Here is a 23,536-nt window from a genome sequence, read left to right as displayed (position 1 = left end):
CTGGGGCGTTTTACGTGTAAAGCGGACAGCTTCTATACAGAGGGGGTTATATCCCAGACATCCTGCTCTTTTTTGGAGTCCAGGGTGATGTGCCAGATCCTATTTTTGGTAAAATCGATGCGGTCCAGGTCCACTTTTCGAACCCGCCGGTTGTGTTGCGTATGGAAATACAACTTGTGCTCACTCTGGTCCCAGGCCGTGGTCCAGAGGGTTGAACTCCTCATCCCTTTCAGGTCAACCGTTTCCTCATTGGAGCCTTCCCCTGATCCCAGGGGCAGGTTAAAGTTATCGAGAATCCGAAACACTTCGTAGACGGTTTCACTGGAATGCTTTGTAGGGCGTGCAGTCTGGGTCCAGGCAACGGCCCGGACAAAGCGGGAGGGCGGCGTAAAATCACCGGGCAGCCCGATCATACCACTTGCTCCGCCTGTGGGATTCACCTCAACACCTTCAAGCTCTTTGCCCGAGGCCTCCTCTGAAGTGAGCTTTACATAGTTCCTGAGGTTGGTCATGTGCCAGTCATAGGAAGGCGAGTTGGTAATCACTCCCAGAGGGTTGTCGAAAAAACGAATTTTCCCTTTCAGGCACTCGATAACCACGGACTTGCCCGAGGGTTCGGTGACGATCCAATGGGCGTCCACAGGTATTTCCAGGGCCTCTTCCACTACGGCCACAAGGCGCACCCCTTCCATCCCTTTTTTGACCTCGTCCACGGTGGCGTATTGCGTAAGGATATAGGCGACCACATCCACTGCGGTGATTGTATCCTTTGCATTGACGGGGTCGTAAGCCATGTACTCGGCAGTACCGGGGTGGTAGAACAACCCTGCCGTGAGCCCCTTTTCATTCATGCCGTCTGAGAGCGTATCCTTTTTGAGCATATCCAGGGCAACAACCCCGTACACCGATTCCCAGGCCTTGCCGTTGTTACCATCCGGAGTCAGTCCCCTGAATGCATACCCGCGGGGTACAATGGCCACCCTTGAGTTCAAATCAAAGGCACCCCATTCCATGGAACGACCATAGACGCACGATCCGTCTTCCGCCATCAATCTCACCCCGGTGCACGCCTCCGCAGAGGCAAAGCAAAACAAGAACAGCAGCAGGATACCTGTCAACCAACCCGTCAACTTACGTCCGAACATGAATCGATCTCCCGTATTATGGATTTTTATTATCGCCGGTACGGTCACCGGCACACGTGACTGCACACACCTGTTTCACGACCGACACCCACCAAAACCAATGCAATGAAACGCCTTTGCGTCGCCCATGCCATGGATATCCTCCACGGCTTTCCATGCGTTGATCGTGCAGCAGGTAATGGCAGCCAGCATAGACCGCATTGAACTGCCATGATAATTCCCCGAATGGAGTATTTTGCGAAACGCCCTGCCTTCATTTCTGGGAAAAACATTTTCTGGTCATATGAACGAGGAAAACCGCAAGGGACACTGATAAATCGAAGCCCTTCAGGTTACGATAAGCAGGCTCAACGTCCGCTCTCTTCTCAGCGTATCGATGCGGCTGTTAGCCCCTGTTTTTTTTTAATATATATCTTTCAGATGTATCTTGGCGCTACATTCAGAGACATACAGCGTCTCAGCGGTCTTTGTCATCGGCCAGTTGCGAAACAGTTTCTGTTTCGCGTGGCATAAGCAGGTTGACAGGGGGGGAGAACTCTAAAAGTTTTGACTTTATGCTAGCTATTTTTTCTTCCTTGCGAAAAGCAAGCATTTCACAAGGAATCAGGCTTGTAAATAAAAAAGAAAAAACGGGACAGGCTCTTCATATCCTGAGTGTAATACTCAAAAAAGAGCCTATGTCAGCTTTTTATCTAAAATCAAATTTTGCCGGTGAGGTGAAAGTCCGATGTGACTATTTATTTTGGGAATCCTTAATGGACTGGACCAGGGCCTTAATATGGGCGTTATAACCCTTTATCCTTAAAATCGAAGCGTCGGTCAGGGGAGAAGACGTCGTTTGAGCAACGGCCTGGATGGCTTTCAGGTAACTGGGCAGGATTTCGGACATGATCTTGTGCCCTTTTGGCGTCAGACTGACCATGGCAGAGCGTCGATCGTTGGGGTCGGTTTTTCGATGAACAAGGCCGTCCCGTTCCAACACATCAAGGTTGTGGGAAGAAGACGCCCGGGTCATCTCGGCCACGATTGCAAGGTCAGCGGGCCTCATGATTCCTTCCGGGTGAAGATAAAGCCCCCTGAGCATATCAAAACGCCCCTTGGGTTGGCCGCTGATGGTTTCCGTCAGCAGCTTCAGCATCTCATGAAGTTTCTCCACTTCCAAAAACCAATTCATGGTCGTTTCAAAAAGGGAGTCATCAATGTCTTGCTGTTCACGCACATAAGAAAGTTGTGCTTGGAGCATCTCTTTTTTTATCATGTTGCCGTCCGCCTTTTACAGTTTTTTGGAGCTTCGCCTTGAAGCGCCTATATGTAAAAATCTTAACGGGCGGTGTCAACGAAAGATATCCCGGCCTCCCTGCCGGTCCGTACAGCGATTCAGGTTACGGAGGTTATGACGGCATATGCGTCAAGGCAAGCTGACCTGCATGATCGCGATAAATCCTGTGCAGTTCGGTTGAGGCCTTCATAGACGCACCATCCATGACTCCGTCGCGATTGTGTGCGCCTTTGTCATAAGCCAATCCGTGGGCCAGGGACCTTGAAAGGCACTCCGCAGCCAACGCCGCCATGTAAGCATGGTTTGCCCGGACGGAGCACATCCCACGGCTGGCAGGCCCTGCCCATGCCAACATGAGTTGAGCATGTCGCCGGGCGATGCCAAGTTTTTCCATGGATTCATGGGGCAATGGCGTAGCAAGGGCCAGCCTGATCTGCTCAAAGCAACAGGACGCGTGCAGCTGAAACCGCCGCCTGGGGGACGAGGGGTAAAAAAGGGCAATGAGAAGACCGGAAACCAAGGTACCTCCAACCATACACCAGGCATAACTTGTGACCACTGCGAATGAAGCCATGGTCGCTGCATAACTGTAGGCACAACTGTTCATCAGCACCCCCACCAGCATCCCCAAACCCCGAACGCGTGGATTTGGAGCGTGCATGAACCACCCCCAGAACGTAAAAATCGATGCAATCACGAGAAAGAAAAACTCGGTACTGTGGATGACCTGAAGAACAAAAAAAAGAAGCAATGCGCTTAAAACCATTGCAGCGAATTGGATGACAATAACAAAGGGCAGAGTCAGAGCCGGCCCTGCTGTACAGAAAATAATCTGAAGCGTGGCAAGAAGGGGGATGGCCGACCCTCCGGGCCAGCCTGTAAACCGCCACAAAACCATACCAAGGGTTGTTGCTCCTCCTGCAAGGAGTGCTTTCAATGCACTGTGAAAGGGGCCGCCGTAAGGATCCTCCCGCATGGGGTGATAAGCCTTCTCAATGCAGTCGGCTGTGGTGTCCTCAGCAAGGAAACAGAGCCTGGTTTCATATTCAAGGCGGTCCATGCACTCATGGGCCAATGAAATGAGTTCACACCAGGGCCCCTGGAAGGATTTAGATGGAACAGGCCCGGAATCGTTGTCGTCATGACGCTGGCATGATGCGTCACCACAACAGGAAAGTTCCGCTCGAAGGGTACGCAACCTGTTTGCAAGAGTGCGAAGGTAGCATGCCGAAAGGCTTCGGGACGTCACGTCAAAGGAGGCTGAGGGAGGCTCGGTGCAAATCAGGGTGAGATGAGCGGCCAGGTCGTCCAAAATGGCAAGAACGCGTTCATGACTCAGACGTTTTCGACGGAATGCATTTGTGTCACGGCAGGCATGACGCAGCTCATCCCGCAACAGGGCAACGCCACCGCAAAGCTCTCCCGGTTGAAGCAAAGGCGAAACACTACCCTGGGCAACCTGTTCGGCCCGTTGACCGGACAGCGCGGAGAGCTTTTCTATGAGACGACCGAGGTTGGTCCGATAGTCTTCACCGGCATATCTCGGAAGAACCACCTGGTGGGAGAGAGCTGCGGCCACAAGGCCTATGGCCACACCGCAGACACGGTCCACGGCCAGATAAAACGCAAGGATCGGTGCGTTGACACGGGTGAGGGTTACCAACCCGGCGGCCACAACGGCCCATCGCCAAAACTGAGGGTGCCGTGTTTCGAGCATGGCGTAGGTCCCCAACATGGCCAGAGAGCCGCAGGCCAGAGCGTACAGCAGGCCAGTAAAGCCAACGAGAAGAAGCCCTGCAAGTGTTCCCGCGATATTTCCTGCGAGGCGCTTAAAAAGTTTGTCTGAGACGGCACCATAATTCATCCCCTCAACCACAAGAATTGTTGTGGGAGCCCAATAGGGGTTTTCCAGTCCGAGCCACAGCGAGGCATACAGAGCCCCCGCCACAGCAAGCCCCGTACGGAACGCATACCCCGCCTGCCTTATCTGCATGTTGCTCTCCTTGCCCTGTATCAGGATCCGGTGCTGATGGCCACGGATGCCGTGGTACCGGGAATAACCCTCAAGCCCTTGATTGTTGATAAAAAAGTTATCTCCACGGGTACCCTCTGGGCCAGGCGAACCCAGTCAAATACAGCAGGAAGGCTGGGAACGAGTCCTGCTGAGGCAGAAAACTCACTTGGTGAGATGGCACAGCCAATGCTCTTGACCTGGCCCTTTAACGGGGTATCGGGCATGGTCATAAGAGACACCGTGGCAGGACTCCCCATACGGATGGATTCCAGCTGGGTTTCTTTAAATGCTGCCATCACATGGATACTCTGGTCATCCACAACCGCCATCACAGGCTGACCTGTCACCGCGTAGTCCCCGGGGTTGATCCTTACGTTGACAACATGCCCGTTCACCGGAGAGCGTACTTCTGTATAGGAGAGGTCTAATTCAGCCCTCTCAAGGCGAAGGCGGGCGCTTTCGATGAGCACGTTGTCCTCCCCTGTGGCCCCAAGCCGCATTTTTGCTTCCTTCAGTGCGGCCCGTGAGGCTTCAAGTGCAGAGGCCGATTCGTCAAAGGCCATCACCGCATCATCCAGGGTCTTCTGACTGATGCTGTTATGCTTCAAGAGAAACGCGTACCGCTCCTTGTTTCGTTTGGTATTAACGTATGTTGCCTCAGCCGATTTAACTCGGGCCGTGGCAATGTCCACTGTGGCCCTCAGGGTTGCCACCTCCTGACGTGCCTTCCGAAGGGCGGACGCAGCACTGTCCCGGGCCAGGATATATGGCCTTGCGTCAATTCGAAAAAGGACGTCTCCTTTGCGGACCTCTGCGTTGTCGGTAACCTTTACGTCAGAAATCTTGCCGTTGACCTGGGGCGCCAGGGCTACGATATCTGCTTCCACAAGACCATGGCGGGTCCATGGTCGAAGCTCATATCTGCGGTACGCCGTCAGCATAAGAAGCCCTGAGATAAGAACCAGTCCACCGGTTGCGAGCAGCCGATGAAGGCTGTTTTTTTGTAACTTCATGCACTCTCTCCTTACGGTGTTGTGGTGATAAGGGTCAACAAAGCGCTGTACCCTGCTGCCAGGGCCGTTACCACAAGCATCGGATGCCAGAACCGCTGCATCAGGTTGCATGCCTCTAAGACACGGCGTGTTACCATCGCCCCGGCAAGACCACCGGTGACAATGGGAAGCAGCGGAGGAAAGTAAAGGCCGCAAAAGGGGATCTCCATGAATGAAACGGGCATGGTTTAAACTCCACATATGGGTTCAGGTGCCTTGCAAGGCACTGGGTTTTCATTGTAGCACCACGAAAAAGGGGCATAACCTGCCCCGGCAGTTCAAAGCAGGAAGGGCATTGACAATGCCCTTCCTGCTTGAGCTGAAGATTTACCCTCCAAAAGGGTGTTCGGGCCTTTCGAAGTCAATGGGCGGCACCTAAATGACGGTTGCAGCCAAAGAGTTGCGCTCTTGTTTTGAACCACCTGTAATCGATCTGTGTTGAGCTCTTCATCCAGGCCCTTCACCAACCAATCCCGAAAACATAATGCATGATAAATGGCCATTAGATAAGTGCTCAAGCATTGCCTTCAGGGTCGCTTAAACATCACGGAGACCCTAATTAGACGACTGATAGTTAGATGTCAAATTATTTTTCAAAACATATTCCAAGCCTGGGAAAAGCAGCAGGTCCACTTGAGAACGCTGCGAACAACACAGAACGTGTCAAGGGATTACAAGACCGGATAGGACGGATGTTGAGGAATCGTTTGTTCGTCGGGGGATTTGGTCAGGGGTCGGGGCACAGGCTTTTTATGATTGCTGTCATTTCGTGTGTCCTTAACTGTTGCCCCATCAATGAAAGGAACACCAAAACGCCTGCAAAACACTCCAAAGGGTTCTGTTTCTTCCACCACACGCATACCATCAACAATACAACGCAAGAAAAACGATAGATCCATACGTGGACAGCGCTTCCATGAGCATGAAGGAGTGAACCTCCCAGACAATCGGTGCTAAAGAAACACAGGGAAATATACACCCGAGTTACCTTGTGTTGCTGTGCCCTTTTTCACCCAAGGTGTATAACACGCCCATGTCGAGCCAGATCCCTTTGTCTGTAGCCAGTTCGTCCGTTTCAGCCATGTGCTCTTTTTTAAATTGTAAAAAATCTTTTTCGGAAAGTTGACTTACCAACCAGCGAAAGCCCCCGTTCCATATGATGTACCACCAATCCGAGGCATCTCTTAAATAATACCCACACTCTTTCTGCTCGCAGTGTATATTTTGCAATCCTGAGAACTTAAAAAGAGTGGTGCATTGCTTTTTAGTTGAAACGCCTTTCCAGGCCATGCTTGATACTTCAATACCGTACTTTGCAAGACGATTGAGAAACACATTTACAAGAGGCGTAAAGGCATTATCCGAAAATGTTGTTATAAGCACCGCACCTCCGGGTTTAACTTTACTGGCTATATGGATCAGCTGTTTTGCCATATCCTCAACAAAAAAAATACTGAAAGAACTCACCGCAACATCGAAATGATTATCCTTGTAATCAATCGCCTGCATATCCATTTCAACAAATGTAACATTCGGTATCCCCAGTTTATTTTTGTTTTCCATGGCCTGTGCGAGCATACCTTCTGAAAAATCTATGCCCGTCACATGTCCATCCGGCAAATCCTTGGCAAGGGCAAACGCCACATACCCAGTGCCCGTGGCCACATCAATGACATGCTCATCTCCCCTCATATTCAATAAAGAGGAGACTTCATCAGGGGCCTCAGAAAAAAACCGCATTGCCGAATGCCCATACCCAGCAGAAATAGCATTAAACGTGTTCTTGTAAGCCTCTTTCAATCCGGGGTTCTCCATCATGAGATCTCCTCGTATCATTAAGGCACAACGTAACCTTAAGGACACAACAGCAGGTTATATTATCGAATATATGCTTATCTTTCAGAGAGAGTCCACGGTTTAGTAAAGTAGGTTTCACGAACGTCAAGAGCCTTTGATTTAGCCCAGTTTTCCAACCCCATCCTGTTTATCAGGCACAAATTAAAGACCTTCATATTGTGCGGCAACTCAGCAGCCCTGTCAGCATAAGGGTGCAAATTGTCGCACGGAAATTCGTCACAATCTCCACAAAAATCAACTTCCCTGGTTTTAGAACATTCATATGCGGCACAGCGATGCGAATCGCCGAAGAGATGCTTTTGCAATGGTATCTTGCCATCGTGATGTCGACATCCTTTGCACAGCATGATCTCAACAGGCACATTGTATTCTTCGGACATTTTTTCTACAGCGGCTCTTACCTCCTTGTTTTCACGGGCTAAATAGAAATGACAATTAAAGCAATCGAGACCACAGGGCGCAGTCATCTGAAAATAGTCCATAAGTGATCCTCCTCATCGGCTTTGGATTCATTTTGGCAGGAAAGATTATAATCCAGCCGGTAAAAATAAAGCATCCCCCATTTGGGGGATATGGATAAGATTTATGAGATGAAAAGAGCCTCTCCAGCCCGGCCCTTTTCGACACAACCAGGCGAAAGGCGGGCTGATCATCTGAGTGAGCACACACACCTTTTCATGGTGGAGAGATGGACAGTGTGATAGATAGGGGAACTCTTATTGTGATCTACCGCAAGCGCATCGCTTGATATTATAGGTTATATAAACGATACAGCCTGAAAGGAGAGTTTTTTTGAAAGCAGGTAATAAATTCGTTTTTTGTATGATCGTAGCTTTCACCGTAGGTTGCACGAGCCTTCCCAGGAAAAGCCCTTCGAACTGGATTGGTTATACCGAACGCGGCAAAGCCTCTTTTTACGCCATGAAGTACCAATTCAGAAAAACAGCAAGTGGTGAAAGGTTCAATCAGTTATCCAAGACAGCCGCCCATAAAAGGCTTCCATTCGGATCAAAGGTCAAAGTAACAAATGTAAAAAACGGCAAAAGCGTTATCGTCAAAATCAATGACAGAGGGCCCTTTGTTAAAGGGCGCATCATTGACTTGTCCCGTTCTGCATTCAGCAATATCGGCAACACCGCTTCGGGTGTGATCAACGTCAGGATCGAAGTGATCGAATAGCCCATGCCCCCCTACCCGACCATCCGGCGATTCGTCGATTGGTGTCCACTGGGAACTGTCTTTCTATGTGAACTCCTCAAAATCATCTTGGAGCACACAAAAAAGCATTCCCTCAGACACAACTTGGATCTGCCATAAAAACCGACTATTTCAACAAGGCTAACCGCATACGTTCAGGCACTCCTTTGCAGCCCACCACCTTGAAAACAGCGTGATTATCCGTGTTGTTCAGGAGCTCATGGGTCACAGCGACGTCAAAACCACGAAAATGCCCCCCATGTCATGGACAAGGGGGGGCGCAGCACTGCTTCTCCGGTGGGTATTGTGGTGGGATAAAAGGGGAAAGGAAAGGCGGACATACGCATCGTTTTTCACCGAAAAATCGATGGCGCACACGGCTTCCGAAGTGTGCTGTAAACGATGGATTTCCCACCCTCGTGTCCGGAACGAAACCGGTTCGGTTGGAGGAAGAAAACGCTGGGGTTGGCCCTGAGGAGCGCGGGCCAAGCCCCAACGGTAACCTGATTTCAAGGTAGAGCACCTTGCCGACGGAGGCATCGCTTTTATTCTTTTTCTCGTTTGCAGACTGAGCTTGGAAACGAAAGGTATCCTGATATCAGATAGTGCCCTCTCCCCTGCCCGCCGAAGGCTTTCTTTTTGCTCCACGTTGGCCGTCGAAGGCGCTTCTTGTTGGCTTTATTTACCTAATCCCGCTCCACAGCCGTCATGTCCACGGTTTTCGGGTAGGTTTCATTGCCGAGGGGTTCCAGGGCGTCCAGATCCACGGGGGTGGATTCGGGGGTAAGCCAGGAGCCCTTCTTTTTCAGGATATCCACGGCTTTGTTCCAGGGATAGGTAACAACCAGGGTATCACCTGCGCCGTTGACGGAAAGGCTTGAAGGGTAACGGGTCAGCACCTTGCCCCCGAGCCATACCTGGCTCCCCAGGGGCATGGTTTCAAAGGCGGAGAGGATGTACTTGCCGTCGGTGATGTCGGCCATGTCCGTACCGAGACCGGCCACGGAAGCGATGACCATGTAGCAGGTGTTGCCCACCATGCAGGCGTCGGCGATGCCGTAGAGCTGGAGGGGATCCAGGATGTCTCCCACGGTGCTGCTGAGGTTGCCGGCCACCCAGGTGATAAAATCGTCGTAGATAAAGTCCACTGTGCTGTGGATAAAGGGATCGGGGTCACCGGCCAGAATCTTGCCAACGTTGAGCACGGAGCAGACACCGCCCAGGTTGGTTGTCCCGGGAAGATAGACCCCGGAGGAGGTGATGTAAACCACGCTGAAATCCTCTGCAAAGAGGACCTTGACCTTGCCGTGGTAAGAGAAATCTTCATCTTCGTCTCCGGCGATGGGCGGCAGGGGAACGAGGCCTTCGTCGGTTGCCTCAAAGGGATAGATCTTGTCGGACACCCCGATGAGCAGCCTGCCGTTTGAAGAGACGCCGAAGCCGTAGTTGTAATCCCAGTGGTCTGCGTTCATGGTCAGGTCTTGGCCGAGAAATGCGCCGTCAAACCCCAGGGCCCGGATGCGGACATCCTGGATCTCGTCCCCTTTGACCATGGCATAGAGTTCGTCTCTCACGGGGTTTACCGCCAGTTTCAAGCCGATGCGGTAATAGTCGGCCCAAAACCGCTTCAGGGAAAAGCTTGCCAGACGGGACAGAGATGCTGCGTCGTAGATTTCCACCTCACAGCTGGTGAAGGCAGAGTTGCGCGTGCCCACCAGAAGCTTGGCGCCGTCGCCGGAAAGGACCATGTCCCAGATGTGACGCACCTGAAGGGTGTGTGTCTCAATGGCCAGCTCCGTTGCGGTTGGAGAGAGAGAGAGAAAAAAAAGTTGGCCGAACGTTGTCGGGGTCGTTGGTGTTGAGAAGAAGGGTCTTGCCCTGGGTGCCCCCAAGGTTGGTGATAACGGCAGTGTCTTCGCGGCATCCTGCAAGGACCGCTGCGGCGAAAAGCATAAAGGCCATGAACCATGCATGTTTTTTCATCATACCTCCCTGATATGGATAAACAGTCTGTCCGTGGCCACCGATGCAAGGGTGGCATCTTCGATACCCAAGCCGGATATGTCATCAATGGTGAGAAAATCGCCCAAAAAACAGTACATTCCATGTTGCCTTTTTGGCATGCCTGTTTTTTTCTGCGTAACCAGATGTAATACCGTCTTATGGACTGATCGTTTTCTCACGGAATATCCGGGCCAAAGGATCCGGCACCTGCCGTGCGGTGAATCCCGGCGACGTCGTTAGCGTGTTGCCATTGACCGGCCGGTTTTCCGCCCCGGACGGCGTTCCTGCCGGAGCCAAACATCGATACATTTGATTAACGATGTTTACCACAAAACTGACCCGTGGGTCAAAATCATTTTAGTCTAACCCAACTGGTAAACCACTTGATTTTTTATGTATTCACACAACATCCTACCTATCAGAGAAAAGCCTTACTTGAAAAACAAGCCGGACAAACGTGATGAAAACAGCTTCTGGAGACCGGCGAACCGACCAAAGACCCGGGCCAGAAACTGGCGGTAACCGATCAACGGATCTACCTGTCACTTTTTGTGTTTCAAAGGGGGATTGATAAAACGACTCAAAAGGATAAAAGGTGGGGTAAGGGGTTGGAAACGACGTCGCCCATGGAAGGTGCATGGGCGTCGTCGGAAACAAAGAGAGTATAAAGAACCTGTCCCCTGTTTCCATTTTAGTCTTCGAGATGATCACGAAGAAACTTATCAATTTGCCTTTTTGACCGCTCAGTACTCTTGTAAGAGTATTTTTGGGCCAATTCCAAAACATCGGGATCGTATTCAGAGATCATTCTGTTAACCTGAGCTTTCGATTTGTTACGAAACACACCCTTTACCGTTTTATGAATACTTCTGCTCATATAGTACCGGTTTCCATTTATTGATTATTATGTGTTATTGGCACAGAACGCCAAGCTAACCGGCATTTATCGTGGCGCGAGGCGACACGATAAATATCCGAGTTCAGGGCCATGTTAAGCATTGTTGTTATGAACTTGCTTGGCAGGATTCCCTACCACAGTAACATCTGACGGAATACTTTTGGTAACAACGGCCCCCGAGCCAATTACGCATCGTTTGCCAATTGTAACTCCTGGCAATATTACGGCGTTACCTCCAATCCAGCAGTCATCACCAATTGTTACTGATTTTGCAGATTCTAATCCTTCACGTCGCCTAATAGCATCAACAGGATGGGTTGCTGTATAAACTTGCACATTTGGACCAAATAGAACATTTGATCCTATCTCAATTGGCATTACATCCAGTAAAACACAATTAAAATTGAAAAAGACTTTGCTACCAGAATAAATATTGTACCCGTAGTCACAATAAAATGGAGGCTCAATAATTATGTCTGTCGCTGAGTTTGGGTAAAAGCGTGTTCAATTACTTCTTCGATATGTAGAATCATTTCCATATTCAGTGTAGTTGAGCCTGTGAATCAATTCACGAGCTTTCTTTCGCTCATCTAAAAGAATAGTATCAGAAGCATCATATAATTCCCCCTTCAACATTTTATCTTTTTCACTTTTCATCGCTGATACCTAATATTTTGAACTTAACACATGGCCATGCCGACCCAAAAATATGATAGGAACGACCAGCTGATAAAGCAGCGACCAGCTTTGGCATAGCTCCTAAAGTAATTGTTATATTTAGTAATTTCAACACATGTGGAGTATTCTTTTGTGATTTGAGTCACCTGTGAAACTAAGTGTAAAGCGGCCAAACTCTTTTTGAGATTCTACATCTTCTGTAATTTCTATTCGCCGGGCATGAAAAATTGACATAAGCTCTTCAACATCACGAGAACCGTGAAACCGAAATGATCGAGTGTCTGAGCCATCAGAGATGGCTAAAGTAACATCAATTACACCATCTCGAATTGGATTTTTGATCAAAATTTCAGTCGTCTTCCAATATTCATTAAAGATAATATTCATATGATTTTGGAAACATAACGCTTAAATAAACGGCGTCACGAAGCTGTGTAGCGAGAAACGAGGGGAGCAGCTTTGTGACGTCCGAGTTTATTTTATTGTTCTGCGCTCCTAATTTTTATTATGAAACGCTTCTAAATCGTGCCAAAATTTATCAAGGCCTTTTCTATATTCAAGAGCGATATGAAATCTTTTGCCTTGCCAGTTTTTTGACCGAAAAAATTCCATTGTTTTGTCAAAATCCTGTTTTGCCCATTCATCTGTGTGGTGAATATATGGAGTATCAGTTACCCAAAACCGAAGATCCGTTGAAGTTATCCTTAATAAAATTGATACAATTTCACTGTATTTAGTCCACAAACCTCTATAAAGACGGCATATATTCCCCCTGGAATATTCTTTTTTTTCTTTTGCCAAGTCAGTAAGTGTGTCAATGTGAACAATCTCTATAAACACATGGGTATAAGAAGAAATTAGGTCGTTTGAGCCTTCAAACATACTTCTTATTTTTTGAAGTCGACGATAATAAGGCGGATGAAAATCAGACCTTAATTTTCCGATGAATTGTCTTGCCGACTTCCATGTGCCGTCTGTTTCTTCAGTTTGTTCTATAAATTTTTCAAGATCTTGTTCTACGTCGAGAGTAAGATCAACCATTTTTTCATAAAGATCCCAGCTCTTTTTAAAGCGTTCCAAAATGATGCTATTTTTTGTTGATATAGCTTCTTTAATAACATCTAACTCATGCTTACCTTTGATGCCTGTGAATTTACTGAGGTTATCTATCCCCCATTTAAGGAGCAACTCATACATAGAATGTTTCCTTATATGGTACGCAGAACGCCGCGCTTCACCCGACGGGTGCGGCAGAGCGAAAAAGTTTGAAATACGCCGCACGTCAAAATGCTACACCGCTTGAAAAGTAGCACTTGCGCCCGGTCGGTGTGGAAGCTTTTGTTCGGTGCTACTTTCGAGCACCGGTACTATAAAGATGGTCTATACAATAGACTGTATCTTTGATTCTTTTTTTATCACAGTCCTTCCAAATACATATGTTATCTGAAGTGCCCCCACGAGACTTAAGAAGAAGCCCTTTTCTCTTCTCTTCAGTAACTTCAGACTGCCAGTTATCAATGCGCTCGATATGAAATGATGATCGAACCGTATATTTATCCCATTCATCTATTGCCCAAAGTTGATTGCAAACTTTGCATTCGTAGAGCCGCATCAAATTTGCGGTATCAAGCTCTTTTAATCCGTTTAGAAAACCTTCTGGGGCTTCACTTAGATAAAATGCTTTTGGTATGTGCTTACATTTACAGTTCATATAGGCACCGAACGCCAAAATCACGGGCCGGGCGCTGAAGCACGAAAGCGGCCAGTGAACGAAAATGGTTGAAAAAAGATACCGCTCAAAAAGCGGCGTCGTAAGCCCGGTCCAGTGTATTTGTTTGTTGGGTCATTCTTCTGGTGGCTCAAATTCCTCTTCAACAAACAAACCAGTTTTTGGATCTCTTCCAAATGCCACCGGAGGCGAAAACTCTAAAAACGGAATAATGCCAGGGTCATAATTACATACAGTATTAACGTCATAAATTGCCCAGTTTCCTGCAACATCAGCGTATTCCTGTGTTTCATCTCCCGACATGAATGTCCAACCACTATCAGGATATTCTTTATCTGGATCGGGAACTTCCCGATACATATAACCGACTTTTTCCCATCAACGAGTGCTCTATCAGAAGCGATCCGAGCACCGTCACCTTGCTATATCTTTTATTTGATCTGCACTAAGTTTATAATTTTTCATTTTATGGTAAACCCAACGCGTAAATAACCGGCGGCACGAAGTTGCGGAGCGAGGAACGAGCGGAGCAGCTTTGTGACGTCCGAGTTTATTTTATTGTTGGGCACAAAGTTAATCTGATCCTGTCCACGTTGGAAGTTCACTTCCTAATTTCTTTGAGAGTTGCACATTGAAATCATCACGTTGGTTTATTTTTGCACGGACGAAATTAACCGCCTCAACAGGAGTAAATATTTTAACCAAGTCTCTGAGTTTATGACGATTGCCTATAATACCACCTGGTTGTTTTTTAGACCCTCCATCTCCAGTGATAAGGACCGCTGCATATTTTGCAGCTTCACAAACAATCTTAACATCGTTTCGTTGATTGTCGTCTCGTGCACCATTGGGAAATATCGCTGATTCTACCTGTAAATAGATAGAATTAGAAGACTTTAGAGGAGATGTTGTTGTGTAAATTTGGTGGTTCGTTTTTCGAATTCTTGGAATGTAGTTACCAGCTATGGCCTCACTACGAGCTGTTCCAGATATATTGATTATGATAACTCCGTCATCGAACCACTTTTCGAGCTGATTTACATAAGGAAGTTTCTGCTTTGCATTAATCAAATTTGTATCGATGTGTAAGACAGGAATTTTAAGCAGTCTTGGGTTCATTTGCATATTCATGGCTGCCCTGTTCCTAAAGGTCTGTGATAGTACAACCATCAGCCTTACCATCGATTATTTGCTTACCAAAATTTATAGAGAGTGTAAATTTATCTGTGTATCTGGCTGTGGTATTAACCTCCTGAAAGGAGAATGTCACCATGGCCAAAAAGCAGAGTCGTATAGATGCACTTTTAGATGAGTTGCTCAAAGATGAAGACCCTAAAGAACTATTTAATAAAGATGGACTTCTTGAGGATTTAACCAAACGCCTTGTGGAACGCGCCTTGGAAGGCGAGCTGACCGATCATCTCGGCTACCAGAAGAATGAACGCCAAAAGAGTCGCTCGACAAACGTCCGTAATGGCAATACAAAAAAGACAATTGTAACGAATCGAGGTTCACTTGATATTGAGGTTCCCAGGGATCGAGATGGTGATTTCGAACCTCAGTTAGTCAGAAAGCGCCAAAAAAGGCTTCCAGGGTTTGATGACAAGGTCATTGCACTATATGCTCGCGGAATGACAGTGAGAGAGATCCAGGGCCATCTCAAAGATCTCTATAGTGTTGAAGTATCCCCGACACTGATCAGCAATGTGACCGACAGCGTCATAGATGATGTTCGCCAGTGGCAGTCTTTTTGGTCAGCTTGGATGCAGTTACTACCCATCGTTTACCTGGATGCAATATATCTAAAGATTCGTAAAGGCAGCCATGTTGAAAATCGAGCTGTTTATCTGGCATTGGGTGTAAACCTTGAAGGTAACAAAGAGCTTCTTGGCCTCTGGATTGGAGAGGCTGAGGGTGCAAAATTTTGGCTTGGCATCCTCACTGAGCTTCAAAGCCGAGGGGTAAAAGATATTTTGGTCGCTTGTGTTGACGGCTTAAAGGGCTTTCCTGAAGCCATTGGGAACGTCTTTCCTCAGACGGAAGTCCAGCTCTGTATCGTTCATATGGTGCGTAATTCTTTGAGATACGTTGGTTGGAAAGAGCGAAAGAACGTCGTAAAGAGTTTAAAGGAAATCTACACTGCACCCACAGAAGACGCTGGTTTGAGAGCTTTGGATCAATTTGAGCAAGAGTGGGGAGAAAGGTTCCCAATTATCGGCCAAATATGGCGTTCTAAATGGGAAAATATAGCGCCGTTCTTCCGTTACCCAGAACCGATACGTAAAGTCATTTATACGACAAATGCTATCGAATCTTTGAACGCATCATTGAAGAAAATTACAAAGAAACGGGCAGTTTTTCCAACAGAGGATTCAGTGCGAAAGGTTCTGTATCTGGCGATATTAAAGGCTTCTGAGAAGTGGTCGCGCCCCATCAGGGACTGGGCTGCTGCTCTCAACTATTTTTCGATTGTATTTGAGGGGAGAGTCCCTCTTTGATTTAAACGCCAGATACACAGTTTATTTGACAGTCTCAATTTATACAGTGGGATACCGCTTCTTCTTCAGTTTTGTATGCATTACCTGCACTGAATTTTTTTTCCGCAACACTGTCGTCTTTATGTTTCGAAATACAGAGGTGTATAGCCCACTCACTTGAAGTTGTTAACTGCATAGGAGTTGGGTGAATAAGGTATCCCTTATATGATATTACTTCCATTCCGTTCTCCTTGTCATAAGAATGCCCAACGCCGCAAATCACCGGCGGCAAAAGTTGCAGAGCGAAGCGGAGCGGCTTTTGCCGTCCGAGTGCATTTGCATTGTTATGAATAAGCCCGCTTATAAGAACAGACAAATTCTTCAAATATTGAATAAGGAAAATCACCCTCTCTATGTTCTTTGAAACTCTTTTCTGTCATTAAATCACGTATTTTTTCCATTTGTCTTAGGACACAAATACAGAACAATTTTAATTTAACCTCAAAACGGAGAGTTTCTAGCTTAGGTTTGGATACACTGTTAATCTGTGTACATTCCGTGGTTGTAAAGTTTACCTTATGTTGCTGCTCTGGATTACGCTTAATTGACCATAAATACTCACCGGGCTCGTCATGCCACTTAAACTCTGTTTCTGTAGCCCCCTCCAACATTGAAGTAAGCGCATTTAGAAGAACCTCAATAGGGTTTTCAAATATGTGTGTTGGCCCCATATAATAAATCGCACCATCGACATAGATATGGCAAACACTCCATCCATGGTTTTCAAGAAAGTAAAAAAAAATCTATGTCATCTGGGTACTTCATTCTCTATCTCTTTTTCATAACGCCACGCATGTGGGGCCGCCGAGCGGAGCGAGGGTACCTGGAGCGCAGCGGAAGGCGGTCCGACACAATGCGTTTGTTGTGTGATTATTTTGTTTTAGAAATACCTATTGAATTCGATCGTTTGCCAGTACTTTATTAGTGAGTTTCAATAGTTCCTCTTGGTTGCTCGAAAGAATATCTATCCATAATTTCTTTGATGCAGTATTGGGTTCATTCTCAAAATTCTTTACATCAATGTACCACTGTTTGGATAGCATGATCGGTGTAAAGAACCAGCCTGCATATGTTTTGACTTTATATGGTAAAGGGCCATATGATACCGAATCTTTGGTTTTTGTACTTACTATTTCAAACTTATAAATATGGTTTTCTTCGAGTGTCGTAACGTACCCAAAAAAGGTCATGTAGGCCAAAGCCTCATTAAAAAAACCTGATTGATGAGTATAATTGGAATCTGAGTAATTTGAAATTATTAAATCCGAGAACTTATCTGAATTATTGAATTGTTTGAATATTCCAGATTCTTGAATCGGTAGACGGAATAATTGATTGTATCTATCTGTGTCTCCGTCACTTGTAGAATCGATCTTAATTGTTAAACGACTTAGATTTGATAGTAATTGTTCACTCTCCTGATCAGTCACATGAGGTGAGTATTTTGTATAAGCACAGCTACAACATTGCAAAATTAGGATTAGGGCTACAATTTTCTTTCCCACATTTATCATACCAGAGCCCTTAAAAGGGATTCACAATCAGCTATGACACACAACGTAAAGCTAACGGGCCGGGCGGCGAAAGGCGGCACAGACCAGAAAGCGAAAGTGTTTGAAAAATAGAACCGCTTGGGACTGGACAGCTGTAGCCCGGTCCTAGTTAAGCGCCATGTTATGTGCCGCTAAAAACCATGAAACTATCGTTTTTACAATAAAAAACGATGGCCTCATTTATTTGCTCAATCGATGCTTTTGGATTTTGAAATAATACATTGTCAATTACATCTTGTATTAATTCATCACGATATAATAACCACCAGCCTTTATTTACGACTTTTTGAGGAAAAACTTCTTTGTAGTTCTCTTCTTCGATTATTTGAGGATAATCTCCGATAAAAATCAAATCGTCAACTTTTGGGTGTTCTTCATTTTTATTTTCCCAATAAACACAATAACTATCACTTGAATATCGATCCTTCGGCTTTCTATAGATCTCATATTCAATAATATCGCTTAACTTAATAAATGAATTCAATTCCATAGTATTTATTCCAAGCACATAACGCTTAAATAACCGGCGGCTCGAAGCTGCGGAGCGAGGAACGAGCGGAGCAGCTTTGTGCCGTCCGAGTTAATTTTTTTGTTATGTTTTAATATGATAGTAAGGATTAAATATTTTTTCTGATTTCACATTTTGTTCCGTTGGAATTTTAGATTTGGACTTGAGTTCAACATAAGCTTGCTGGGAAAGTGTGAAACTTACAAGCATCAAGGCCAATAAAAGGAAAACTAATCCAGTTCTGATGCAAAGGTATGCTACTTCATTTCGAACTTGTTTAACTAAATTAATATTTTCTTGGCCAACCAACGCTCGAACAGTTGCTAACTTTTTGTCTTGAGTTTTGCTCCTAACACAGTGTTCCATATCCATATTTGGGCATCAACTTAAATGAACCTAAAGAAATAATACCTCCACAAAGCATATAAATTGAAGAAAAGCTGAGAAATATAAGAATAATTGGTTTTAAAAAGTGAACAGGTAACAACTTTGCTATTGTTGTTGCAGAGACTCCTAAAACTGTTAAACATAAGCTTAGGCCAAGTGTAAATTTCTTGCCCCAATTCCTTGAGCTCTGGGGCTGCTCCGGCTAATCTATTGGCAATTATTGAATAATCAATGTCAAAATAATGCGAATGTTTATCTATTGAAGCACAATCAGCTTTAGGTACAATTTTTTGTTCAAATTTCCATATAATAAAAAAAGGAAATAGGAATTCTTTGATAGAATTTAAACATTTATTTAGCATGTCAAGCAAATCCATCGGATAATAATTTAGCTAAATCTTTTTCTATTGGTCGTTCATGGCTTGATAGCCAACCCCATTCACCTGTTGGGTTAATTTCGATGAAATAATAAGCATTTTCACATTTAATCAAATCGATTGCGCCATAGACCAACTTTAATTCTTTAAGTAACAAGATACATTTATTCTGAATATCCAAAGGCAAATCTATATCAATATATTCTAACTCTTCTTTTTTTAGTAGGCGCCAATCATCTGAAATGCCTTTTCCATTTGATAGAATTTGAACGGAATAAAGAGTATTGCCTATGACTGTAACTCGTATATCAATTTTCGGTTGTAAATAGCTTTGAGAAGTTAGTGGAGCATAGTAAACATTTTGGTCCGTCAAGCCAGATGGATCTATGTGGGATGTGTATGCAAATAGACAATCATTATTCTCTCGTAGAAGTAGAGTGTCTAATGATTTAACAATAATTTTCTTGTCGACTATTTTTAATTTTTGAAAGTCGTTACCGATATGGGTATTTGGAGTTAGAAAACCAATTCGAGAGGCAACCATTAATTGATATGGTTTTGATTCCGCAGAATAAGTACTTGCAGGCCAGTTTACCCAAAATGATTCATCAAAAACCATTAAGCCACGAAAAATGCACTCCACTGAGACCTTGATAATTGTTTTTCAGCTAAAGTACTTTATTAGGTGTATTTCGCAAGAATACTGGTAATCTATACCAAATAGATGTGATTTCTTTGATTTGTATTTCGGTACCTAATCCGCTAATACAAAGCTCTTTTGAAATAGGATCAATATTAATTCTATAGTCAGTTACGTTTTCTTTGTTTAGCCTGAAATAATTAACACCATCTTCTTCAAGTTGCCTAATAACTAAATCTACTGAAAAATCATATATGCTCGTAAGAATTAAACAAAATTTATTCATGATCCTTTTTGATCCTCACCGGTCTCGACATCGCATTTCTTAGTTGCTTGAACACCGAACTCAGAATCATGTCCAATTAAGACTTCATTGTCTCTCATCCAGATACCTCTTTTATGATTGAATTTGCTTCTTTTCGGCATTTCAGGTGTAGAAGTATAGGGTTTTCTTTTTGCAACATCAATTAATACATGACTTGACATGAGATTCTCCTTTTTTAAACATAACGCTACGCTCAGGGGCGTCAAAAAGTGGAGCGAGGAACGAGCGCAGCTTTTTGGCGTCCCTTGAAGCGTGTAGTTAGGTTATTTAGTTGATACGATTTAATGTCTTTTCTGGCCCCGTGAGCATTGTCACAAAGCTGTTATCGAAAACAAATTTGGGATGTTTTGAAACAATTGTCATTCCCCCAAAAAGTTGAATGCCCCATACTGATACTTCATCCCCTTTTTCACTCATTTTTCCTTTATAACGAACAGTATTGCCGCCTAAAGCATTGTTGATATAAAGACTCGAATTTAAAGAGAAAAGATACGAAACATAATCTATGCCAGATTTTGTGGGTGTGAAAACTTTAATAGACGTTTTTTGTGATAGGTACTTCCCCCAGTGATACCAAATTAATCCTCGGCCAACATAACTTATAAAATCATAAAGTATTTGTGTATCAAATAGTATTGCTTGTCTATTTTGATCGTTAGGATTTGGTGTTGGAATGCATATATTATGGTGTGAAGAAGCTATTTGTCTATGAAGTTTTTTATTATTCATTAGCCGCTTTGGTACATTTTCATTTAATTCTTTTAAAGCGTTATAGTGAGTAGCACCAAAAGGCAAAACGGTTGACAGATATTGTTCTAACTTTGATTTATTATTATTGCACTCCTTACAAGCAGGTACTTTTGGTAAATTATGACGATCAGGTAAATTAAAAAATTCACGGGGAAAAATATGATCTGCTGTTGAAGATTCTCTCTCTCGGCAATAAACACATTTTTTACCTTTATATTTCTTACTATGTCCCAAAACTTACAATCCTTTAAGAGACCTAACGTTGAGTTGTGGGGCCGCCGAGCGGAGCGAGGGCACTGGCGCGGAGCGCCAGCGGTCCCATACCAACGACTTGTTATAACCTTGCTATGTAATTGATGTGAAAGAAAAAACGATTTGACAGTCTGTTGCTTTTATTGCTTCGTTGACAATTTTAGGCAGATTCCAAATCTCAGTGTCATTTTCCGAAAAAATTGAAACAAAGACGTCATAAGCATCCGCTTTGATGTTGTATTCATCTATGAATTTTTTGATATCTTTTAATATATTTTGATTCTCTAAATCAATAAGACCCGTAATTTTCTTTGTTTTAAAATGTTCTCCAAATCTTACAGAAGGAATTTGAATTTTCAAATTTTTAGCCTGGTCATCAGACAGGCCCGTAAACCTAAAAATTACGTTTGCCTGAAAATCATAGTTGCGTTCTGGCATTGAACTAAATCACTTCAAATATGGGTTATAACGCTCCGCTTCACCGGGCGCAAAATGCGGAGCGAGGAACGAGAGCAGTGCTTGGCGGTCCGTGTACAAGTAATTGTTATTCCTTATTTTTCATTTATTTCTACCCATTTGCCGTTAATCAGTTTTTCAAAACGTCCCCATTGGGGATCACCGATTAAACGACCTACAACCCGAACTGATTCAATCCAGTCCTGCTGGCAATGCTCAAGTGGATCAGGAATTGTTTTCCATTCATCTTGATCAATGCCATAATCCTCTTTACACGACTCAAAGGCTATCTCTAAATTTTCAAACCAGTAATCACCTAAAGATGGGCCATCTTCAATGATGTCGTATTCAAACAAGTAAACTCCATCCTCACAGTCATGGATCATTAACCGTTTTATATTTGAACTATTGATTTTTGTTTTTGTAATATATCTCACTTGATTTGAGGGATAACGCTTGAGCTTAGGGGCCGCCGAGCGGAGCGAGGGAACTGGGGCGCAGCCCCAAGCGGTCCCTTAAAGCGACTTGTTAGACATAATATTTAACTATCTTAATTAAAATAACTTTCCACGAAGAAAATCCTTATAGCGCTGTGCTCGTTTTAAAACGTCATCGTAGGTCCATATATCTAAATTTGAGCCTTGATTAGTCAACAATCTAATTCGTTCTACATCGTCCTGAAAGTGCTGTTGCCTTCCAGCAACTAAAATCATTTTAGGTCTATAGACAGAAGTTTTTAATTTTAACCTTTCCTCAATATATCTTCGATTACTTGAATCATCAAACCACTCTCTGTAGTATTGAAGCTGTCCAATAGCTTCTTGAATTATTTGAGAAAAATAAACACGATTTGTTTTTCGTGTTATTGGTTTTAGGGATGGGCGTTTTAATTCAACCAAAGCACTCGAGCCCCCATCAATTTTTTCAAGGAAAAAATCAGGTATTAATTTACTTCCGTCTTCTTTATAAAGTATTGGATGAGGGTGTAATTCTCCAAAATCAATTCCAGAAATTATATGAGGGTGTTTTTCAAAAAAAAGTTGCAAATCTTGTTCTTTTGCACTTGTAGAATTAATTAAATCTTCAAGCTCTTCCAAAATTTGATCAGAATAACCGCACACTGTTTCGACAGGTTGAACATTTGAGCCTCGAAATACAAAAGGACCATACTCGGAAAAAGCATCATCAATACGTCCAATAGCTGTTGAACCAAAAGGACGAATACGAATTTTACCCGTACCATCTAATACAAGAAGCAATTGTTGTTGATCAAATGAAGGGTCTATAGCTGGAATTTTTCCTAATGCATTTTCAAGTGAACGTAGGTAGGTTTCACCACCTGTTGACAAAAAACCATCTCGTAGAAAACGCCTATCACCGAAAAGCGTTTTGATAAGATCAGATGGAACTATTCCTGAACGACCACCTTGAAGGGCGCCAATAATAAGATCAATTTCAGTTAATTTACCGTTGCTTTCAACTATTTTACCTCTTTTATTGAAACGACCATACTCGACAAATTTATCTGCAAAAAAATTCCAAAAAGTACTTTCATAGTCGTATATATGCAAATTTTCGGGTTCTTGTTCTTTAAAATTTGGTAAATTTGAAAGCGTAACATCGCACCGTTCAAATAAATCAATTATTGCTGGTGATCTAGCTATAAGACTCGAAAAAATATCCATATCTGTTTTTAAAAATACTGAATTACCTAATAAGTCCCCTGTCCTTCCAGCTCGTATTATTGCTGAAGCAGCTCTTTCACCAATGGCAACCTTTTTACCAAAAAAATAACGACAAGAATCTTCAAGTATCTTTTGCTCTTCGCTTGGTGAGTGCTTTTTATATATAGGCATAGATATTGTTCTCACTTGTCTAACGCCACACTTCACCCGACG

28 protein-coding genes and 2 pseudogenes are annotated in these 23,536 nt (G+C 44.4%); 3 read left to right on the top strand and 27 right to left on the bottom strand.

The window, feature by feature from the left end; translation table 11 throughout:
• Positions 1 to 32: 32 nt before the first annotated feature.
• The 7 genes from ACOYW2_RS07280 to ACOYW2_RS07250 all read right to left on the bottom strand — a co-directional run bounded on the left by ACOYW2_RS07280 (position 33) and on the right by ACOYW2_RS07250 (position 7,829).
• Positions 33 to 1,145, bottom strand: a complete 1,113-nt coding sequence (locus ACOYW2_RS07280) for a linear amide C-N hydrolase (RefSeq protein WP_482769945.1) — start codon at positions 1,143 to 1,145, stop codon at positions 33 to 35.
• A gap of 733 nt (positions 1,146 to 1,878) precedes the next feature.
• Complete coding sequence (locus tag ACOYW2_RS07275; RefSeq protein WP_482422332.1) at positions 1,879 to 2,403, bottom strand: MarR family winged helix-turn-helix transcriptional regulator; 525 nt, start codon at positions 2,401 to 2,403, stop codon at positions 1,879 to 1,881.
• A 133-nt stretch (positions 2,404 to 2,536) separates the two neighbouring features.
• On the bottom strand, positions 2,537 to 4,417 hold the full coding sequence (locus ACOYW2_RS07270) for an FUSC family protein (RefSeq protein WP_482769944.1): 1,881 nt from the start codon (positions 4,415 to 4,417) through the stop codon (positions 2,537 to 2,539).
• Positions 4,418 to 4,437: 20 nt separating this feature from the next.
• Positions 4,438 to 5,451, bottom strand: a complete 1,014-nt coding sequence (locus ACOYW2_RS07265) for an HlyD family secretion protein (RefSeq protein ID WP_482769943.1) — start codon at positions 5,449 to 5,451, stop codon at positions 4,438 to 4,440.
• Between the two features lie 11 nt (positions 5,452 to 5,462).
• A complete protein-coding gene (locus tag ACOYW2_RS07260) occupies positions 5,463 to 5,675 on the bottom strand; it encodes a DUF1656 domain-containing protein (RefSeq protein ID WP_482416834.1) in 213 nt (70 codons plus the stop codon).
• Between the two features lie 799 nt (positions 5,676 to 6,474).
• Positions 6,475 to 7,308, bottom strand: a complete 834-nt coding sequence (locus ACOYW2_RS07255) for a class I SAM-dependent methyltransferase (RefSeq protein ID WP_482769942.1) — start codon at positions 7,306 to 7,308, stop codon at positions 6,475 to 6,477.
• A gap of 74 nt (positions 7,309 to 7,382) precedes the next feature.
• Positions 7,383 to 7,829, bottom strand: a complete 447-nt coding sequence (locus ACOYW2_RS07250; RefSeq protein ID WP_482769941.1) for a DUF3795 domain-containing protein — start codon at positions 7,827 to 7,829, stop codon at positions 7,383 to 7,385.
• A gap of 310 nt (positions 7,830 to 8,139) precedes the next feature.
• Between ACOYW2_RS07250 and ACOYW2_RS07245 the strand changes: the two genes are divergently transcribed.
• The gene (locus tag ACOYW2_RS07245; RefSeq protein ID WP_246317781.1) at positions 8,140 to 8,526 is read left to right on the top strand and encodes a septal ring lytic transglycosylase RlpA family protein; all 387 of its coding nucleotides are present in this window, start codon (positions 8,140 to 8,142) and stop codon (positions 8,524 to 8,526) included.
• Positions 8,527 to 8,701: 175 nt separating this feature from the next.
• Positions 8,702 to 9,019 (top strand): annotated as a pseudogene (locus tag ACOYW2_RS07240) (hypothetical protein); the annotation flags it as partial.
• A 211-nt stretch (positions 9,020 to 9,230) separates the two neighbouring features.
• On the opposite strand, the gene ACOYW2_RS07235 reads toward ACOYW2_RS07240, so the two are convergent.
• The 8 genes and pseudogenes from ACOYW2_RS07235 to ACOYW2_RS07200 form a co-directional block, all read right to left on the bottom strand.
• Positions 9,231 to 10,310: a hypothetical protein gene (locus ACOYW2_RS07235; RefSeq protein ID WP_482769940.1), complete on the bottom strand. Its 1,080-nt coding sequence runs from the start codon at positions 10,308 to 10,310 to the stop codon at positions 9,231 to 9,233.
• Positions 10,311 to 10,326: 16 nt separating this feature from the next.
• Positions 10,327 to 10,530 carry a hypothetical protein gene (locus ACOYW2_RS07230; RefSeq protein ID WP_482769939.1) on the bottom strand — a complete coding sequence of 68 codons (204 nt, stop codon included), beginning with the start codon at positions 10,528 to 10,530 and terminating at the stop codon, positions 10,327 to 10,329.
• Between the two features lie 1,009 nt (positions 10,531 to 11,539).
• On the bottom strand, positions 11,540 to 11,824 hold the full coding sequence (locus ACOYW2_RS07225; protein ID WP_482769938.1) for a DapH/DapD/GlmU-related protein: 285 nt from the start codon (positions 11,822 to 11,824) through the stop codon (positions 11,540 to 11,542).
• 126 nt (positions 11,825 to 11,950) lie between these two features.
• Complete coding sequence (locus tag ACOYW2_RS07220; protein WP_482769937.1) at positions 11,951 to 12,103, bottom strand: maltose acetyltransferase domain-containing protein; 153 nt, start codon at positions 12,101 to 12,103, stop codon at positions 11,951 to 11,953.
• Between the two features lie 129 nt (positions 12,104 to 12,232).
• Entirely contained in the window at positions 12,233 to 12,511 is a 279-nt protein-coding gene (locus ACOYW2_RS07215) for a hypothetical protein (RefSeq protein WP_482769936.1), read from the bottom strand.
• Between the two features lie 108 nt (positions 12,512 to 12,619).
• The gene (locus ACOYW2_RS07210; RefSeq protein WP_482769935.1) at positions 12,620 to 13,321 is read right to left on the bottom strand and encodes a hypothetical protein; all 702 of its coding nucleotides are present in this window, start codon (positions 13,319 to 13,321) and stop codon (positions 12,620 to 12,622) included.
• A gap of 646 nt (positions 13,322 to 13,967) precedes the next feature.
• A pseudogene (locus tag ACOYW2_RS07205) lies at positions 13,968 to 14,216 on the bottom strand (immunity protein Imm33 domain-containing protein); the annotation flags it as partial.
• Positions 14,217 to 14,426: 210 nt separating this feature from the next.
• A complete protein-coding gene (locus ACOYW2_RS07200) occupies positions 14,427 to 14,984 on the bottom strand; it encodes a hypothetical protein (RefSeq protein ID WP_482769934.1) in 558 nt (185 codons plus the stop codon).
• 140 nt (positions 14,985 to 15,124) lie between these two features.
• Between ACOYW2_RS07200 and ACOYW2_RS07195 the strand changes: the two genes are divergently transcribed.
• On the top strand, positions 15,125 to 16,351 hold the full coding sequence (locus tag ACOYW2_RS07195) for an IS256 family transposase (protein ID WP_482769933.1): 1,227 nt from the start codon (positions 15,125 to 15,127) through the stop codon (positions 16,349 to 16,351).
• Between the two features lie 34 nt (positions 16,352 to 16,385).
• Here the strand turns inward: ACOYW2_RS07195 and ACOYW2_RS07190 are convergent, their stop codons facing one another.
• The 12 genes from ACOYW2_RS07190 to ACOYW2_RS07135 form a co-directional block, all read right to left on the bottom strand.
• Positions 16,386 to 16,571 carry a CV_2116 domain-containing protein gene (locus ACOYW2_RS07190; RefSeq protein WP_482769932.1) on the bottom strand — a complete coding sequence of 62 codons (186 nt, stop codon included), beginning with the start codon at positions 16,569 to 16,571 and terminating at the stop codon, positions 16,386 to 16,388.
• Positions 16,572 to 16,674: 103 nt separating this feature from the next.
• Complete coding sequence (locus ACOYW2_RS07185; RefSeq protein ID WP_482769931.1) at positions 16,675 to 17,061, bottom strand: hypothetical protein; 387 nt, start codon at positions 17,059 to 17,061, stop codon at positions 16,675 to 16,677.
• Between the two features lie 219 nt (positions 17,062 to 17,280).
• Positions 17,281 to 17,904 carry a hypothetical protein gene (locus ACOYW2_RS07180; RefSeq protein ID WP_482769930.1) on the bottom strand — a complete coding sequence of 208 codons (624 nt, stop codon included), beginning with the start codon at positions 17,902 to 17,904 and terminating at the stop codon, positions 17,281 to 17,283.
• 160 nt (positions 17,905 to 18,064) lie between these two features.
• Positions 18,065 to 18,433, bottom strand: a complete 369-nt coding sequence (locus ACOYW2_RS07175) for a DUF7716 domain-containing protein (RefSeq protein ID WP_482416849.1) — start codon at positions 18,431 to 18,433, stop codon at positions 18,065 to 18,067.
• A gap of 102 nt (positions 18,434 to 18,535) precedes the next feature.
• The gene (locus ACOYW2_RS07170; protein WP_482769929.1) at positions 18,536 to 18,823 is read right to left on the bottom strand and encodes a hypothetical protein; all 288 of its coding nucleotides are present in this window, start codon (positions 18,821 to 18,823) and stop codon (positions 18,536 to 18,538) included.
• A gap of 378 nt (positions 18,824 to 19,201) precedes the next feature.
• Complete coding sequence (locus ACOYW2_RS07165; RefSeq protein WP_482769928.1) at positions 19,202 to 19,834, bottom strand: MvdC/MvdD family ATP grasp protein; 633 nt, start codon at positions 19,832 to 19,834, stop codon at positions 19,202 to 19,204.
• A 49-nt stretch (positions 19,835 to 19,883) separates the two neighbouring features.
• Positions 19,884 to 20,141 (bottom strand): MvdC/MvdD family ATP grasp protein, encoded by a 258-nt coding sequence (locus ACOYW2_RS07160; RefSeq protein ID WP_482769927.1) that lies wholly within the window; start codon positions 20,139 to 20,141, stop codon positions 19,884 to 19,886.
• Entirely contained in the window at positions 20,138 to 20,341 is a 204-nt protein-coding gene (locus ACOYW2_RS07155) for a hypothetical protein (protein ID WP_482769926.1), read from the bottom strand. Before ACOYW2_RS07155 ends, ACOYW2_RS07160 begins: the two co-directional genes overlap by 4 nt.
• A gap of 106 nt (positions 20,342 to 20,447) precedes the next feature.
• A complete protein-coding gene (locus ACOYW2_RS07150) occupies positions 20,448 to 21,164 on the bottom strand; it encodes an HNH endonuclease (RefSeq protein WP_482769925.1) in 717 nt (238 codons plus the stop codon).
• Positions 21,165 to 21,275: 111 nt separating this feature from the next.
• Entirely contained in the window at positions 21,276 to 21,620 is a 345-nt protein-coding gene (locus ACOYW2_RS07145) for a hypothetical protein (protein ID WP_482769924.1), read from the bottom strand.
• A 113-nt stretch (positions 21,621 to 21,733) separates the two neighbouring features.
• Positions 21,734 to 21,994, bottom strand: a complete 261-nt coding sequence (locus ACOYW2_RS07140) for a hypothetical protein (protein WP_482769923.1) — start codon at positions 21,992 to 21,994, stop codon at positions 21,734 to 21,736.
• 198 nt (positions 21,995 to 22,192) lie between these two features.
• Positions 22,193 to 23,509, bottom strand: coding sequence for a Shedu anti-phage system protein SduA domain-containing protein (locus ACOYW2_RS07135; protein WP_482769922.1), 1,317 nt, complete (start codon positions 23,507 to 23,509; stop codon positions 22,193 to 22,195).
• Positions 23,510 to 23,536 lie beyond the last annotated feature (27 nt).

This window comes from Desulfoluna sp. CLI2B, assembly GCF_056847375.1.
Note: the sequence above shows the minus strand (reverse complement) of the source record. Positions and strands in the feature narration are given on the sequence as shown.